This window comes from Streptomyces sp. SLBN-118 (genome assembly GCF_006715635.1).
GTDB lineage: Bacteria > Actinomycetota > Actinomycetes > Streptomycetales > Streptomycetaceae > Streptomyces.
Genome location: NZ_VFNP01000001.1, coordinates 1,848,895 through 1,864,160 on the forward strand (window position 1 = coordinate 1,848,895; position 15,266 = coordinate 1,864,160).

Sequence of the window (15,266 nt, forward strand, 5' to 3'; positions counted from 1 at the left end):
GGCCCATTCGCCGTACTGCCTTACTGCCGCGCTTAGTTGCGGATCAGGTTCCGCAGCACGTACTGCATGATGCCGCCGTTGCGGTAGTAGTCCGCCTCACCGGGGGTGTCGATGCGGACGACCGCGTCGAACTCCACACCCGTGTCGGTGGTGACCTTGACCGTGCGCGGCGTGATGCCGTTGTTCAGCTCGCTCACGCCGCTGAAGGAGAAGGTCTCCTCGCCGGTCAGGCCGAAGGACGCGGCGGAAGCGCCCTCCGGGAACTGCAGCGGCAGGACGCCCATGCCGATGAGGTTCGAGCGGTGGATGCGCTCGTACGACTCGGCGATGACGGCCTTGACGCCGAGCAGCGCGGTGCCCTTGGCGGCCCAGTCGCGGGACGAGCCGGAGCCGTACTCCTTGCCCGCCAGGATGACCAGCGGGACGCCGGCGGACTGGTAGTTCTGCGAGGCGTCGTAGATGAAGGAGACCGGCCCGCCCTCCTGCGTGAAGTCGCGGGTGTATCCGCCCTCGGTGCCCGGCGCGATCTGGTTGCGCAGGCGGATGTTGGCGAAGGTGCCGCGGATCATGACCTCGTGGTTGCCTCGGCGCGAGCCGTAGGAGTTGAAGTCACGGCGCTCGACGCCGTGCTCCGTGAGGTACTTTCCGGCCGGGGTGTCGGCCTTGATGGCACCGGCCGGGGAGATGTGGTCGGTGGTGACCGAGTCGCCCAGCTTGGCCAGCACGCGCGCGCCGGAGATGTCCGAGACCGGGGTGGTCTCCATCGTCATGCCCTCGAAGTACGGGGGCTTGCGGACGTAGGTGGACTGCGGGTCCCACTCGAAGGTGTTGCCGGTCGGGATCGGCAGCGCCTGCCACTGCGCGTCGCCCGCGAAGACGTCCTGGTAGGACTTGTTGAACATGTCCTCGCCGATGGCGTTGGCCACCACATCGTTGACCTCGGCCTCGGTCGGCCAGATGTCCGTTAGGTAGACCGGCTTGCCGTCCTGGTCGATGCCGAGCGCGTCCTTGGTGATGTCCACCTTCATGGAGCCCGCGATGGCGTACGCGACGACCAGCGGCGGGGATGCCAGGTAGTTCATCTTGACGTCGGGGTTGATGCGCCCCTCGAAGTTACGGTTGCCCGAGAGGACGGACGTAACAGCCAGGTCGTGCTCGTTGACCGCCTTGGAGACCTCCTCCGGCAGCGGGCCGGAGTTGCCGATGCAGGTGGTGCAGCCGTAGCCGACGAGGTTGAAGCCGACCTTGTCGAGGTAGGGGGTGAGACCCGCCTTGTCGAAGTAGTCGGTCACGACCTTGGAGCCGGGGGCGAGCGTGGTCTTGACCCACGGCTTGCGGGTCAGGCCCTTCTCGACCGCCTTCTTGGCCACGAGCGCGGCGGCGACCATGACGTACGGGTTCGAGGTGTTGGTGCAGGAGGTGATCGCGGCGACGGTGACGGCGCCGTGGTCGATCTCGTACGTCGAGCCGTCGGGGGCGGTGACCAGTGTCGGGCGGGTCGGAACGCCGTTGTGCTCGGCCGGGGCGTCGGAGGCCGGGAAGGACTCCTTGCCCGCCTCGTCGTCCACGTCCACGTAGTTGCGTACGTCGAGCGCGAACTGCTCCTTGGCGCCTGCCAGGACGATACGGTCCTGCGGGCGCTTCGGCCCGGCGATCGACGGGACGACCGTGGACAGGTCCAGCTCGAGCTTCTCGGAGAAGTCGGGCTCGGCGGCCGGGTCGAGCCAGAGGCCCTGCTCCTTGGCGTACGCCTCGACGAGCGCGACCTGCTGCTCGCTGCGGCCGGTCAGCTTCAGGTAGTTCAGGGTCTCGTCGTCGATCGGGAAGATCGCGGCGGTGGAGCCGAACTCCGGCGACATGTTGCCGATGGTGGCGCGGTTGGCGAGGCTCGTCGCGGCCACACCCTCACCGTAGAACTCGACGAACTTGCCGACGACGCCGTGCTTGCGCAGCATCTCGGTGATGGTGAGCACCAGGTCGGTGGCGGTGGTGCCGGGCCTCAGCTCACCGGTCAGCTTGAAGCCGACGACGCGCGGGATGAGCATGGAGACCGGCTGGCCGAGCATCGCGGCCTCGGCCTCGATGCCGCCGACGCCCCAGCCGAGGACGCCGAGGCCGTTGACCATGGTGGTGTGCGAGTCGGTGCCGACGAGGGTGTCGGGGTAGGCCTGGCCGCCCCGGACCATGACCGTACGAGCAAGGTGCTCGATGTTGACCTGGTGGACGATGCCGGTGCCCGGCGGGACGACCTTGAACTCGTCGAAGGCGGTCTGGCCCCAGCGCAGGAACTGGTACCGCTCCTTGTTGCGGCCGTACTCCAGCTCGACATTCTGCGCGAAGGCGTCCTTGGTGCCGAACTTGTCGGCGATGACGGAGTGGTCGATGACCAGCTCGGCGGGGGCCAGCGGGTTGATCTTCGCCGGGTCACCGCCGAGCTCCTTCACGGCCTCACGCATGGTGGCGAGGTCGACGACACAGGGAACGCCGGTGAAGTCCTGCATGATCACGCGGGCCGGCGTGAACTGGATCTCCTGGCTCGGCTGAGCCTGCGAGTCCCAGCCGCCGAGCGCGCGGATGTGGTCGGCGGTGATGTTCGCGCCGTCCTCCGTGCGGAGCAGGTTCTCCAGCAGCACCTTCAGGCTGTAAGGGAGGCGTGCGGAGCCCTCGACCTTGTCCAGCTTGAAGATCTCGTACGACTCGTCGCCCACGCGCAGCGTGCTGCGGGCGTCGAAGCTGTTCGCCGACACGACAGTCTCCTTCATCAATATGCGCGTACTACCTCAATGCTGCCGCCACGGCTGCTCGCCGATCCGCTAAGGTAAGACTTAGTTAGGTAACCCTTACTGGTTGGCGGCTGCGGTACGCCTTCGGCAGATATCTCGATGTCGAGATAACTCTAGTACATGACCGCTGCCCGGTCATGCCCGGACCTCACTGTCCCTTGTCATCCAATCGAGTCGTTTGACAGCTAACCCAGCCGTTTCGGCTTCTTTGACAGCGAACCTAGTCGTGCGGGGTGAGCGGGCTGGGGTGTGCTACGGCCGCGAGACGGCTGAGCTGCGCCACGGTCAGGGCTCGTGGCGTGGCTGGGTCGAGTAGGCACGCCATCGGGGTGGCCCCTCCCAACACCTAGTGTCCTGCGCCGGTAGTTGATCGTTAGAAGTTGTGTGACTTCTGCTGCTGGTGCGTCAGTTCCTCGTCGGGGCCCGAAGCTGGAACCGTTGCTGCTGTTTGATGACGAGCGAGCGGTGTTGGAGCGGTGGACGCGGCGGGCGTCGTCGTCCCAGGCGCTGGCCCTGCGTGCGCGGATCGTGCTGGCGTGCGCGGGGCCGGAGGTACCACCGATCGTCGCGGTCGCCCGCGAGTTGCGGGTGACCGCCGACACCGTCCGCAAGTGGCGGCGCCGGTTCCTGGTGGAGCGGCTGGACGGCCTGGTCGACGAGCCGCGGCCGGGCCGGCCGCCCACCATCAGCGTTGATCAGGTGGAAGCGGTCGTGGTCACGACGTTGGAGGAAATCCCGAAGAACGCCACTCACTGGTCGCGCAAGTCGATGGCCGAGCACAGCGGCCTGTCGAGGTCCACCATCGGCCGGATCTGGCGAAAGTTCCAGCTCAAGCCGCATCTGACGGACACCTTCAAACTGTCCACGGACCCGTTGTTCGTGGAGAAGGTCTACGACGTCGTCGGCCTGTACTTCAACCCGCCCGAAGGCGCGGTGGTCCTCTCGGTGGACGAGAAGTCCCAGATCCAGGCCTTGGACCGGTCCCAGCCGGTCCTGCCGATAATGCCCGGCATGCCCGAGCGGCGCACCCACGACTACGTCCGCAACGGCCTCACCACCCTGTTCGCCGCGTTCGACGTCGCCACCGGCGAGGTCATCAGTGCCCTGCACCGCCGACACCGGGCGACGGAGTTCAAGAAGTTCCTGATCAGGATCGACAAGGAAGTGCCCGCGGACCTGCAGATCCACCTGATCTGCGACAACTACGGCACCCACAAGACCCCCGCGATCAAAACATGGCTGGCCAAACACCCACGTTTTCACATGCACTTCACCCCCACCGGCTCCTCCTGGATCAACCAAGTCGAGCGGTGGTTCGGCTTCCTGGCCGACCAGATGATCCGCCGCGGCGCACACAAGAACGTCCAGAACCTGGAAGCCGACATCCGCCGCTGGATCAAGAACTGGAACGAAGACCCCAAGCCGTTCATCTGGACCAAGACCGCCGAAGAGATCCTCGAATCCCTCGCCCACTTCTGCCGACGGATTTCAGGCGCAGGACACTAGCAACGGGTACTCAGTTCTGCACGTCGGCCGTCCGGCGCGACACGAGTATGCGGCGTGGGTGACGTGCATGGCGTGCGACTTAGTGTGCTTGTGAAACATGAGTGGAGGGCCTCGCGGCGGAGCGGGAGGTGCTCACCGCGCGAAGCGCCGAGTTGAGTCACTCGCGTGTTCAACTTGCCTGGCTCGTGGGAACATTGACCACATGAGTGACCTTGGTGCAAGGTCTTGGCGGACGGTGGCGTGGCGGGTAGCGGTCCCGGTCCTGGTCTTCGCGGGCAGTACAACGGTAGTGATGACGCTCAGGTTCTCCTGGACCCCGCGAGCCGACAGTGACCGGTGGGCCGTGGCGATGGTCGTTGCCGTGTTCCTCAGCGGCTTGGCGGTCAGCGCCTTCGAGTGGGTCCGCAGCAGCACGCCCGGGAGCGGCCCCGCCTCGGCCGACAGGCAGGAGGTCACCGCGGGCCGGGACAGCGAAAACATCGTGGCCCGCGGGGACATCGGCGTCGCCGGGACAGGCGCGCCGGGACCGGCCGGGCGAAACAGACCGGCGGCGCCGCTCGATCAGCGCGTGAAGTCCGGCCGCCGCAGCCGGAACATCGTGGCCGGCGGAAACGTCGCGCTCCCGCCAGAGGAGAGGGAGTAGCAGCCGGTGGGTGACGGGGACCGCCGAGGGGTACGTCAGCAGGTCCGCTCCGGCAAGGGGAGTGTCAACACCCTGGCTGCGGGCGACGTGGGCGACGTACACGTGACGAACAACTACTACAGGGCGAAGTGGACCGGTGCGATCGCGTCGGCCATGGTCGTCGTCTTCGGCGGGTTCTATCACTTCGCCCCAGACATCAGAGACGCGCTGGCCAGTGGCCCGCCGCTGCGCGTCACGGTCCAGACCAGGGACAGCATCGTGAACCACAACGGGGCGTGGTTCTTTCCGGGAAGGCTGCTGAGCGCCGGACAGACGCTCCACACCGACCAGGTGGCCGCGGTCATGTCGAAGCGGTCCGACGAAGTGGACACCTATGAGACGACCACGCTGGTGACTCTCGAGGGCAACCGCAGCCACACCGTCGACATCACGGGCATCCACATCAAGGTCCGCAGCAAGGCCACCCCGGCACCCGGCGGGACACTGCTCGTCTATCCGTCCCAGGGCGAGGACACCAACATCAAGATCGGGTTCAACCTCGACGAAACAGTCCCCGTCGCCCGGAACGCCGATCGCGAGGGGGAGGCGTTCGGCGGACGCTACTTCGACGACCACTCGGTCTCCGTCAAGGAGGGGGAGATCGTGAACTTCGGCTTCACCTTCCAGACCGTCAAGTGGGATGTCACCTACGACCTCGTGCTCGACGAGGTCATCGACGGCGAGCACACCACACAGACACTGACCAACGGATCCCGGCCGTTCCACACCAGGGGATTCGCCTCGGCCTACGACCAGGCGCTCGCCCCGGACTATCAGGACTCCTTCACCGTCACCGACCGTGCGAAGGCGATGGAAGGGATGTGCGGCACGCCCTGCACGGTCCGGCTGGCCCAGGGCACCGCCTCCACGGCGAAGTAGGTGGGGAGCGGGTGAAGCCGGCCAGGATGAGCACGAACCGCAGGATGACGCTGGTGCTGGTCGTCGCCGTGATCCTGGCCGGGCTCGCCGGGTACCTGGCGAGACAGTGGGCTGCTACGGCTCCGGACTCCGCCACCCCGCACACCGGCGCGACCACTCCCACGCCGGCGAGGTCCACCGCCGTACCGAGCCCCAGCCCGACCAGCGACAAGCCGTCCGCCTGGTGCGCCGCCGCACCGAACAAGGTCATCGAACCACGGCCGAAGGTCGAGCTCCTGTTCTCCACCGCCACTTGGCGCAGCTGCACCACCAAGGTCACGCGCAGTGGAACCGGAAAGGGAGGCGCCCAGTACAAGGTCGACGCGACCCTGCCGGTCTTCTGGTCGGCGAACCCGGCCGTCGATGCGCTCAACTCGAAGCTCAGGAGCCGCGTCGACGACGAAGTCAAGGGCTTCCTCGCCGCCGTCGACGAGACCACGTCCGACGTGGCTCAGGGCGCGGCCTTCACCCTCTCCGAGCAACCCAGGATCAACCAGGTCGGCCGACTGGCTGTGATCCAGTTCACCGGCCAGGTATACGTCGGCGGCAACCACGGTGGGGTGATCGACGACTGGATCAACATCAACACGGACACCTGGACGATCCTGGACAAGGACCAGATCCTTCTTCCCGCCGCCCGGCAAACCGCCGGTGCCACCAAGCTGGCCAGGCTGATCGCCCCGAAGATCACGAGCATGAACGGCGGCTCCTGCACCACGGACGCGGACACCCTCCTCGCCGGCGGCCAGACGCCCCAGGGAACGGTCACGCCCAGCAGCTATCAGAAGACCATGAAAATGGGCTTGGAGGACGGCGGCCTACTCGTCGTCGACTTTCCCCCTTACTACCTCTTCGCCTACGGCTGCGGCATCGGCTCCGCCACGCTCGATCTCCGCGACCTCAAGGGCCTGATCAACCCGGACACGGCCGCCCTGGCCACGGCAACGGTCGCACCCCAAGTGGCCCCTTCACCCTTCAACGGCTGACCGAGGGCTGTTGAACCGCGAGGCCGGATTGCTCCCGCCTCGGGGCCTGTCAGCACGAGCAGGCTCGTTGACATCCAACCTAGTCGGCCCAGGTCAGCGGGCTGCACACGACTAACTTCGCTGTCGAAGGACACTCACCCGAGGGCGCGCCCGGGCGCCCGTACGGCCGCGCGGAGATTGCCCTGCGCGTGCGCCCGGCTCAGTATCGGAGCATGTTCAGTGGTGCGCATGTGATCCTCTACAGCCGGGACTCGGAGGCCGACCGGGCCTTCGTCAAGGACGTGCTCGGCTTCGCGCACGTCGACGCGGGACGCGGCTGGCTCATCTTCAAGCTGCCACCGACGGAGATCGCCGTCCATCCGACAGGAGATCAGCCGAAGGCCGAGTTCTATCTGATGTGCGACGACCTCAAGCGGACCCTGGCCAGACTCACGGAGCGCGGGGTGGAGGTCTCACAACAGCCGAGCGACCAGGGATGGGGAGTACTGGCCGCGGTGCGGATGCCGAGCGGGTCCGAACTGCCCCTGTATGAACCAAAACACCCCGTAGCTCACAACCTGTCACCCTGATGGCCCACCCGGGGCGATCACATCTCATATCTGAGATAGCCTGCCGCCATGGCAGACGACTACCTCGTACGCATCGGCAAGCTCATCCGTGACGCCCGTCAGCATCGGGGCTGGACACAAACGCAGTTGGCCGAAGCGCTCGGCACCAGCCAGAGCGCCGTGAACCGCATCGAGCGGGGCAATCAGAACATCAGCCTTGAGATGATCGCGCGCATCGGCGAGGCGCTCGACAGTGAAATCGTTTCGCTCGGCTACGCCGGGCCCATGCACCTTCGGGTGGTCGGCGGTCGCCGGCTGTCCGGGGCCATCGACGTGAAGACGAGCAAGAACGCCTGTGTCGCGCTGCTGTGCGGCTCGCTGCTCAACAAGGGCCGTACGGTGCTGCGGCGGGTGGCCCGTATCGAGGAGGTCTTCCGGCTGCTGGAGGTGCTGAACTCCATCGGGGTGCGCACCCGTTGGATCAACGACGGCATGGACCTGGAGATCGTGCCGCCCGCACGGTTCGACATGGACGCCATCGACGCGGAAGCCGCACGCCGGACCCGGTCGATCATCATGTTCCTCGGCCCGCTGCTGCACCGGACGGACAGCTTCAAGCTGCCGTACGCCGGCGGCTGCGACCTCGGCACGCGGACCATCGAACCCCATATGATCGCGCTGCGCCGCTTCGGCCTGGACATCACCGCGACGGAGGGCCTGTACCACGCGAAGGTGGAGCGTGTGACCACACCGGCCCGCCCGATCGTCCTGACCGAGCGCGGCGACACGGTGACCGAGAACGCGCTGCTGGCCGCGGCCCGCCACGACGGCGTGACCGTCATCCGCAACGCGTCCTCCAACTACATGGTCCAGGACCTGTGCTTCTTCCTGGAGGCACTGGGCGTCAAGGTCGAGGGCGTCGGCACGACCACGCTGACCGTGCACGGCATCCCGAGCATCGACGTGGACGTCGACTACTCCCCCTCCGAGGACCCGGTCGAGGCGATGAGCCTGCTGGCGGCGGCGGTTGTCACCGAGTCGGAGCTGACGATCCGCCGGGTCCCGATCGAGTTCATGGAGATCGAGCTCGCGGTCCTGGAGGAGATGGGCCTGGACCACGACCGCTCGGCGGAGTACGCGGCGGACAACTGCCGTACCCGGCTGGTGGACCTGACGGTACGCCCCTCCAAGCTGGAGGCACCGATCGACAAGATCCACCCGATGCCGTTCCCGGGCCTGAACATTGACAATGTCCCGTTCTTCGCCGCGATCGCGGCGGTCGCCCAGGGCAAGACGCTGATCCACGACTGGGTCTACGACAACCGCGCGATCTACCTCACGGACCTCAACCGCCTTGGCGGGAGGCTGCAGTTGCTGGACCCCCACCGCGTCCTGGTGGAGGGCCCGACCCGCTGGCGCGCGGCGGAGATGATGTGCCCGCCGGCACTGCGGCCCGCGGTGGTGGTGCTGCTGGCGATGATGGCGGCCGAGGGCACGTCGGTGCTGCGCAATGTGTATGTGATCAACCGGGGGTACGAGGAGCTGGCGGAGCGGCTGAACTCGGTGGGGGCCCAGATCGAGATCTTCCGCGACATCTGAATTGCGGATGCCGCCGCACCGTCCAGGGCGCCCACGGAGTCTCCGCAAGCGCCCTGGAACGTGGGGTTCAGCGGCTGCGCAGAGTGGCCAGCGCGGCGTCGAGATCGGCCGCGCGCGGGCGGTTGTGCGGCAGCTTGCCGAGTACGACCGCCATCCCGCAGGTGTTCGTGAGGGCGGAGAGGACCAGGCCGCCCGCGACACCGGCCGCGACCAGCAGGAGGGCAGGGTGCACGAGCAGGCCGAGGAGGAGGCCGAGCAGGACCAGGCTGCCGGCGGTGAAGCGGACCTGGCGTTCCATGCTCCAACCCGCCCGGGTATCGCAGGCAGCCGGTGTGTGCAGGTCGTGCCCCTCGGCGGCCCACGCACCGGTGCCGCCGGCGAGCGTGGCCGTGGTGATGCCCTGCTCGGACAGCAGCTTGCAGGCGTTCTCGGAGCGCGCGCCGGAGGCGCACACCACAAGGACGTCACCGCGTCCGGCGGCGTGCCGTATCTCCGGCAGGGCGCGGCGGACGTGGTCGAGGGGGATGTTCAGAGCGCCGGGCAGGTGGCCGGAGGCGTACTCGGCGGGCGTGCGCACGTCGATGACGGTGAGTTCGTGCAGCCGGGTGCGGGCCTGGTCGGTGCCGAGGGTGGCGGGGGCGGGGGTGTTGGTCATGGCAGGTGTGATCCTTAATGGTCGACGCGGTCCCGAACCGGGACGTACAGTACCCCTAGGGGTATTTTTAGGAGTGATCGTGGAACTGGAGCTTGAGGGTGCGGACCTGAAGGCCGTGCTGAACCGGCTGCGCCGGGCGCAGGGTCAGATCTCCGGTGTGATCCGGATGATCGAGGAGGGACGCGACTGCGAGGACGTGGTCACGCAGCTCGCCGCCGCCTCGCGTGCGCTGGACCGGGCCGGTTTCGCGATCATCGCGACGGGCCTGCAGCAGTGCGTGACGGACATCGAGTCCGGCCGCAAGAACGGTGAGGACACGGACGCGATGCGTGCCCGCCTGGAGAAGCTGTTCCTGTCGCTGGCGTGAGGACTCTCGCCGCGGCGGCCGTCACAGCACCGCATCGATCAGCATGAAGGCCGCCACCGCCAGCAACACCAGCGCGAAGATCCGCTGAAGCGCGTGTCCCGAGACCTTCGCGGACAGCCGTTTCCCATCCCATGCGCCGAGGATCGCGGCCCCGACGAAAGGCCCGACGACCGCCCAGTCCAGCCGCTCGACCGTACCGGCACGCGTCGCCAGCGCGGCCAGCGAGTTGACGGTGATGACCAGCAGGCTGGTACCCACCGCGTTGCGCATCCTCATACCCAGCACGCCCACCAGCACCGGTACGGCGAGGAAGCCACCGCCGACACCGAGGACGCCGGTGACCGCGCCGAGCCCGGCACCCGCGGCCGCGGCCCGCACCGGCCGCGCCGGCACGGCACCCTCCGTAGCCGGCCGGGACCGCAGCATGCGCAGGGCGGCCGCTCCCGCGACCACGGCGAAGGCCGCCGTCAGGGCGGACGCCGGGATACGGGCGGCCAGCGCACCGCCCAGCATCGCCGGGCCCATCCCGGCAGCCGCGAACAGCAGCCCCGTCCGCCAGCGGACGTTCCCGTCGCGGGCGTGCGCGGACATCGCGGTGACCGAGGTGAGCGTGACGATGACCAGACTCGCGGTCGTCGCCCCGACCGGACTGAAGCCGAGTAGGTAGATCAGGGCGGGGACGGCCAGCACACTGCCGCCGCCCCCGAGCGCGCCGAGCGCGATACCGATGACCGCACCGGCGACCAGGGCGAGTATCAGAACGCTCACGCGACGGTGCCGTTCCCGCCGCGCGCGTCCACCACCGGCAGCCCCGCCCCAGCCCAGTCCCGCATCCCGCCGATCACATCCACGGCCTGCGCACCGCGGGCAGCCAGCAGTTCGGCCGCCTGCCGGGAGCGGTTGCCCGAACGGCAGATCACGACCAGGTGCCGCGCCTGCAGGTGAGCGGGCAGCCCCGCCCCGGCGGACAGCGCGGAGAGCGCGGACAGCGGCAGGTGCACGGCCTGCGGCGCATGCCCCGCCTGCCACTCGTACGGCTCGCGCACGTCCAGCAGTACGGCGTCACCGCCGCTGCCGGTGGCGTTGCCGTGGCCCGTGCGCACAGCCGCCTCCTGCACGCTCACGCGGCCCGGGCCGCCCCGGTCTCGTCGGAAGATGCTCATCTCGGTTTCTCGCTCCGGCTTCCATGTCGGCAGTTGAATATCGGTGCGACCTCTGCGGCATCCGATGCCGTCAGGGGGTCCATTCAGTGAGCCCTGCCTCGGCCGCATCGAAGGAGTCGTCCACGGCGACGACGTCACGGCCGGCGGCATCCAGCAGGGAGGCGGCGATCGCGGCGCGCATGCCGCCCGCGCAGTGCACCCACACCTCACCGGCGGGGATCTCGTCGAGGCGGCGGTGCAAGGCGTGGACCGGGATGTGCACCGAGCCCTCGATGTACCCGGCCGCCCGCTCCGCGCCGCGTCGCACATCGAGGACGACGACACCCTCCGCCGGGTGCCGGCCCGCGAGATCGGCGAATGTCGCGCGCCGGAAGGAGGCCAGTGTCTTGCCCTCGGACACCCAGTCGGCCGGTGCGCCGATGGCCGCGGCGGCCGGGCGGTCGATGCCGACCCGGACCAGCTCGCGCTGGGCGGCGGCGAGTTGCGCGGGCGACTCGGCCAGCAGCGTCACCGGCTTACCCCACGGGATCAACCAGGCGAGATAGGTGGCGAGCTGCCCCTCGGCCTCGAAGTTGAACGAGCCGGACACGTGCCCCGCGGCGAAGGCGACGCGGTTGCGCAGGTCCACCACCCACTCCCCCGCCGCCAGCCGAGCGGCGATCTCCTCGGCGTCGGCGACGGCGGGCGGGGTCAGGTCGACGGGCGCGGGTCCGGCGGCGTTGGCCGGTCCCATGTGCGTGTAGTAGGCGGGGATGTCGTCCAAGCCGGCCAGGAGGTCGGCGACGAAGGTGTCCACGTCCCGGGTGAGGGCCTCGTTGGACGCCTTCTCCTTGCCGATGGTCGTGTCGCTGCCCTCCGCCTGGGAGGACGAGCAGAAGCTGCCGAATCCGTGCGTGGGCAGCACCTCGGTCTCGTCCGGCAGTTCGGTGGCGAGACGGTGCGCGGAGGCGTGCTGGGCGCGGGCGAGCTGCTCGGTCAGCCGCGGCTCCACGAGATCGGGACGGCCGACGGTGCCGATCAGCAGCGAGCCGCCGGTGAACACCGCGACCGCCGCACCGTCCTCCTCCAGCGCATAGGAGGTGTGGTGCGGGGTGTGGCCGGGTGTCGCCACGGCACGCAGGGTCAGGCCCGCGTCGGCGTCGATCTCCGTGCGATCGCCGTCCTGCACCGGCACGCGCGCGAAGGAGACCCGGGCCCCGGCAGGGACGAGATAGGCCGCACCCGTGATCCGGGCCAGCTCCAGGCCGCCGGTGATGTAGTCGTTGTGCACATGGGTCTCGACGACGTGCGAAATCCGCACGCCCCGCCGCGCCGCCGCCGTGACCACCTGGTCGACATCACGGGGCGGGTCGACCGCCACGGCCGTCCGCTCACCACCCGCCAGATAGCTGCGGTTGCCCAGCCCGGCCACCTCGATCGTGTCGACGAAGAACACGAGGTACTCCCTTCCAGCGAAGAATTACCCCTGGGGGTATGCTTACAACCGTAACACTAGTACCCCGGGGGGTATTTTCAACGGCCGGGGAGCTCTGGGAAACACTGCACGAGCGCCTCGCACACGGCCGGACACCCGGCCCGGCCCCTGTAAGCCGACGAGAAAGGCCCACACCATGCGCTACGACCGCACCGTGCACCTCGACACCGACTTCGCCACCACCGTGAGCCGGGTCCGCGACGCCCTCGCCGCCCAGGGCTTCGGCATCCTCACCGAGATCGACGTCGCCGCCACGCTCAAGGCGAAGCTCGACCACGACATGGAGGACTACGTCATCCTCGGTGCCTGCAACCCGCCGCTCGCCCACCGTGCCCTGGAGACCGACCGCACCATCGGCCTGCTGCTGCCCTGCAACGTCGTCGTCCGCCGCGACGGGGACCGCACCGCCGTACACGCTCTCAACCCGGGCACGATGGTCACCCTCACCGAACTCGACGCCCTGCGCCCGGTCGCCGAGGAGGCCACCCGCCGCCTCGACGCCGCCCTCGCCGCCCTCACCGCAGCCGATGCAGACAGCTGACGTCGCCCCGAGTGCTCAGCGTGGGCGAGCGGGGGTCCGAGGTGGTCAACGATGCGGTCGGCCGCGAATTTTGACACCCCGAAGAGCGGCGGCAGTTGGCGCAGGGTCAGGTTCGTCCGCCAGTAAGCCGTGACCAGCAGCACCCGGTCTTCCAGGTCCAGGCCCCAGGGTCGGCCGCGCCGAGGCGTGCCCACGCCCTCCCGCCGTAGCGCGGTCACCAGCTTGCCGAAGCAGCGCGGGCTCAGCCCGCTGAACGGGACTATCCAGGACGGCACCGAAGCCGTGATCACACCGGCCATACGAAGATCATCTCGCGCGGTGGGAACACTCCGTGGTGCTCGGCCTATTCGGATTGCAGGTCGCGAACCCGGGCACGGAACATGCGCCAGCGTCTCTCGTTCTCATGCACAAGCGTCGCTGACTCCGCCATCAGATCGGCTGCCCGGTCGAACAGCTCAGAAGCCGAAAAGAGGTAGGCAGGAGCCTTCCGATCGCCTCGCAGGTCGGCCCGGAGCGCCGCCGGAGAGAAGTCGACCCGGGCCAGCAGGTCGAGGGCACGGCGCAGCAGCCGCGCGACCAGAGCCTGCAGGCCCGCCGACTGCCAGTCATTGGCGATGATCCGGTGCCGCTCCCCCAGCAGGTCGGCAAGCGCCGGGTAGGCGGCCAGGCTTCCCGCGATCTCCCAAGCCTGCTCCATCGCCTGGGCCAGCCAGGCACCGCCCTGCTCGGTGTCTTCGGCAATCATGCCGACTTCCCTCTTCAGCCTCCGGAGTTCCGCGGGCTCGTCCTCCCCTTCCATGAAGAGGATGCCCGACTCCGCAACGAGACCTGGAGCGTTCAGGTCCTCCGTGCCGGCGAACGCAATCGCCGACGTCTGTTCACCGGCTTGGACGTCGCTCCACCAGTCGGCCAGTGACTTCAGCGCCCGAGATCGCGCCTGGAGCTCTCCGGCCTGCCGCAGTGGGGCCTGTGAGTAGTACTTCTCATGCTCTCGATGGAACCGCGCGAGGTTGTCGATCACCTGTAGCAGTGAGTCTGGAGGGGTGTGCTGCGCCTCGTCCTCGGGCATGCCGGCAGTTTGCACCACGTCTCACGTACACGGCACCGGGGCACGCCCATCAGGGCGAACCCCCTGGGAGTCCGCGGCAGGGCCACGGGCACCGTTCGCTCCGGCGATGGCCGACCGGGGCCGCGGTCGGCAGTGTGTAGCGGCTGACGGTCAGGTCCGGGCGGACACGGTCGATCAGTCCGGGCTGGTTGTACTGGACCCACAGGTTACCGAAGCAGTCGAAGGCCAGGCCGGCCAGCTTGGCGTCCGGGACGTCGGTGCGGTGCTCGGTGATACGGCCGGTAACGAGGTCGAGTTCGGCGTAGGCAGCGCCGGCCTCCTCGGTGAACCAGACATGGCCGCTCCGGCCGGCAGCGACGGCGATGGGTCGGCTGTCAGGGGTGGGGATGGCGTACTCGCGCAGGAAGCCGTTCGTGTCAACACGGCCGATGCGGTTGCCTGTCAGCTCGGTGAAGAACATGGCGCAGCGGGGCCCTCGCGCCAGGTAGATCGGCTGACTGTCCGGAGCGAGGCTGTGCACGGTCCAGGCGTGGGTGCGGGGATCGAAACTTCCGACGGTTCCGTTGTCCTTCCCCGTCCACCACACGGTGTGCCCGTCGCATCCGATGCGCAGGCCGTGCGGCCCGGCGCCGGGCAGCGGGAGCGGGTAGCTGGCGATGCGCTTGCCGGTGGCGTCCAGCTCCACCAGGGCGTTGGCGAATTCCTCGGTGAGCCACACATGCCCGCGCCAGTCCTTGTCGATGCCGTGGGGTCCGCTGTTGTCCGGGAAGTCGATAGTGCCCACCACGCGGCCGGTTGTGGATACGCGCAGGACGCGGTCCTCGAGTTGCTGGGAGACCCAGAGGTTGCCGTCCGGCCCGATGATCAACTCATGTGTGCTGCCCAGCCAGGGCGGGGGCATTCGATACTCGTGCACAGTGCCCACCGGAGGAGCAGGGCGACCTGCCGGTGCGGCCGCCGCTCCGGGCACCCGTG

15 protein-coding genes and 1 pseudogene are annotated in these 15,266 nt (G+C 68.5%); 8 read left to right on the forward strand and 8 right to left on the reverse strand.

The genetic code is table 11. The features are described from left to right. Window positions 1–32: 32 nt before the first annotated feature. A complete protein-coding gene (gene acnA, locus FBY35_RS08370) occupies window positions 33–2,747 on the reverse strand; it encodes an aconitate hydratase AcnA (RefSeq protein ID WP_142213168.1) in 2,715 nt (904 codons plus the stop codon). A gap of 420 nt (window positions 2,748–3,167) precedes the next feature. On the opposite strand from acnA, the gene FBY35_RS08375 reads away from it, so the two are divergent. The 6 genes from FBY35_RS08375 to FBY35_RS08400 all read left to right on the forward strand — a co-directional run bounded on the left by FBY35_RS08375 (window position 3,168) and on the right by FBY35_RS08400 (window position 9,022). Beyond that, window positions 3,168–4,289, forward strand: a complete 1,122-nt coding sequence (locus FBY35_RS08375; protein WP_399208244.1) for an IS630 family transposase — start codon at window positions 3,168–3,170, stop codon at window positions 4,287–4,289. A gap of 292 nt (window positions 4,290–4,581) precedes the next feature. Further along, entirely contained in the window at window positions 4,582–4,932 is a 351-nt protein-coding gene (locus tag FBY35_RS08380) for a hypothetical protein (RefSeq protein ID WP_142213169.1), read from the forward strand. Window positions 4,933–4,938: 6 nt separating this feature from the next. Beyond that, the gene (locus tag FBY35_RS08385) at window positions 4,939–5,850 is read left to right on the forward strand and encodes a hypothetical protein (protein WP_142213170.1); all 912 of its coding nucleotides are present in this window, start codon (window positions 4,939–4,941) and stop codon (window positions 5,848–5,850) included. A 26-nt stretch (window positions 5,851–5,876) separates the two neighbouring features. Further along, complete coding sequence (locus FBY35_RS08390; RefSeq protein WP_142213171.1) at window positions 5,877–6,875, forward strand: hypothetical protein; 999 nt, start codon at window positions 5,877–5,879, stop codon at window positions 6,873–6,875. 212 nt (window positions 6,876–7,087) lie between these two features. After that, the gene (locus tag FBY35_RS08395) at window positions 7,088–7,444 is read left to right on the forward strand and encodes a VOC family protein (RefSeq protein WP_142213172.1); all 357 of its coding nucleotides are present in this window, start codon (window positions 7,088–7,090) and stop codon (window positions 7,442–7,444) included. A 48-nt stretch (window positions 7,445–7,492) separates the two neighbouring features. After that, window positions 7,493–9,022 (forward strand): UDP-N-acetylglucosamine 1-carboxyvinyltransferase, encoded by a 1,530-nt coding sequence (locus tag FBY35_RS08400; protein WP_142213173.1) that lies wholly within the window; start codon window positions 7,493–7,495, stop codon window positions 9,020–9,022. A gap of 67 nt (window positions 9,023–9,089) precedes the next feature. Here the strand turns inward: FBY35_RS08400 and FBY35_RS08405 are convergent, their stop codons facing one another. Beyond that, entirely contained in the window at window positions 9,090–9,677 is a 588-nt protein-coding gene (locus tag FBY35_RS08405; RefSeq protein WP_142213174.1) for a rhodanese-like domain-containing protein, read from the reverse strand. A gap of 79 nt (window positions 9,678–9,756) precedes the next feature. On the opposite strand from FBY35_RS08405, the gene FBY35_RS08410 reads away from it, so the two are divergent. After that, the gene (locus FBY35_RS08410; protein ID WP_142213175.1) at window positions 9,757–10,044 is read left to right on the forward strand and encodes a metal-sensitive transcriptional regulator; all 288 of its coding nucleotides are present in this window, start codon (window positions 9,757–9,759) and stop codon (window positions 10,042–10,044) included. 21 nt (window positions 10,045–10,065) lie between these two features. Here FBY35_RS08410 and FBY35_RS08415 read toward each other — a convergent pair whose 3' ends face one another. The 3 genes from FBY35_RS08415 to FBY35_RS08425 form a co-directional block, all read right to left on the reverse strand. Beyond that, complete coding sequence (locus tag FBY35_RS08415; protein ID WP_142213176.1) at window positions 10,066–10,812, reverse strand: sulfite exporter TauE/SafE family protein; 747 nt, start codon at window positions 10,810–10,812, stop codon at window positions 10,066–10,068. After that, complete coding sequence (locus tag FBY35_RS08420; protein WP_142213177.1) at window positions 10,809–11,207, reverse strand: rhodanese-like domain-containing protein; 399 nt, start codon at window positions 11,205–11,207, stop codon at window positions 10,809–10,811. Before FBY35_RS08420 ends, FBY35_RS08415 begins: the two co-directional genes overlap by 4 nt. Window positions 11,208–11,277: 70 nt before the next feature. Further along, the gene (locus FBY35_RS08425; RefSeq protein ID WP_142213178.1) at window positions 11,278–12,642 is read right to left on the reverse strand and encodes a rhodanese-like domain-containing protein; all 1,365 of its coding nucleotides are present in this window, start codon (window positions 12,640–12,642) and stop codon (window positions 11,278–11,280) included. A gap of 175 nt (window positions 12,643–12,817) precedes the next feature. On the opposite strand from FBY35_RS08425, the gene FBY35_RS08430 reads away from it, so the two are divergent. After that, window positions 12,818–13,222 carry a DUF302 domain-containing protein gene (locus FBY35_RS08430; RefSeq protein ID WP_142213179.1) on the forward strand — a complete coding sequence of 135 codons (405 nt, stop codon included), beginning with the start codon at window positions 12,818–12,820 and terminating at the stop codon, window positions 13,220–13,222. Window positions 13,223–13,245: 23 nt separating this feature from the next. On the opposite strand, the pseudogene FBY35_RS08435 reads toward FBY35_RS08430, so the two are convergent. The 3 genes and pseudogenes from FBY35_RS08435 to FBY35_RS08445 all read right to left on the reverse strand — a co-directional run. Continuing rightward, window positions 13,246–13,521 (reverse strand): annotated as a pseudogene (locus FBY35_RS08435) (transposase family protein); the annotation flags it as partial. A gap of 44 nt (window positions 13,522–13,565) precedes the next feature. Beyond that, the gene (locus FBY35_RS08440; RefSeq protein WP_142213180.1) at window positions 13,566–14,291 is read right to left on the reverse strand and encodes a hypothetical protein; all 726 of its coding nucleotides are present in this window, start codon (window positions 14,289–14,291) and stop codon (window positions 13,566–13,568) included. A gap of 49 nt (window positions 14,292–14,340) precedes the next feature. Continuing rightward, the gene (locus tag FBY35_RS08445; RefSeq protein ID WP_142213181.1) at window positions 14,341–15,207 is read right to left on the reverse strand and encodes a hypothetical protein; all 867 of its coding nucleotides are present in this window, start codon (window positions 15,205–15,207) and stop codon (window positions 14,341–14,343) included. Window positions 15,208–15,266 lie beyond the last annotated feature (59 nt).

Excerpts from the sequence above, each read along its gene's own strand:
- FBY35_RS08380 (WP_142213169.1), top strand. The coding sequence starts at position 4,582 with ATGACGCTCAGGTTCTCCTGGACCCCGCGAGCCGACAGTGACCGGTGG.
- FBY35_RS08390 (WP_142213171.1), top strand. The coding sequence starts at position 5,877 with ATGAGCACGAACCGCAGGATGACGCTGGTGCTGGTCGTCGCCGTGATC.
- FBY35_RS08395 (WP_142213172.1), top strand. The coding sequence starts at position 7,088 with ATGTTCAGTGGTGCGCATGTGATCCTCTACAGCCGGGACTCGGAGGCC.
- FBY35_RS08400 (WP_142213173.1), top strand. The coding sequence starts at position 7,493 with ATGGCAGACGACTACCTCGTACGCATCGGCAAGCTCATCCGTGACGCC.
- FBY35_RS08405 (WP_142213174.1), bottom strand. The coding sequence starts at position 9,677 with ATGACCAACACCCCCGCCCCCGCCACCCTCGGCACCGACCAGGCCCGC.
- FBY35_RS08420 (WP_142213177.1), bottom strand. The coding sequence starts at position 11,207 with ATGAGCATCTTCCGACGAGACCGGGGCGGCCCGGGCCGCGTGAGCGTG.
- FBY35_RS08430 (WP_142213179.1), top strand. The coding sequence starts at position 12,818 with ATGCGCTACGACCGCACCGTGCACCTCGACACCGACTTCGCCACCACC.
- FBY35_RS08440 (WP_142213180.1), bottom strand. The coding sequence starts at position 14,291 with ATGCCCGAGGACGAGGCGCAGCACACCCCTCCAGACTCACTGCTACAG.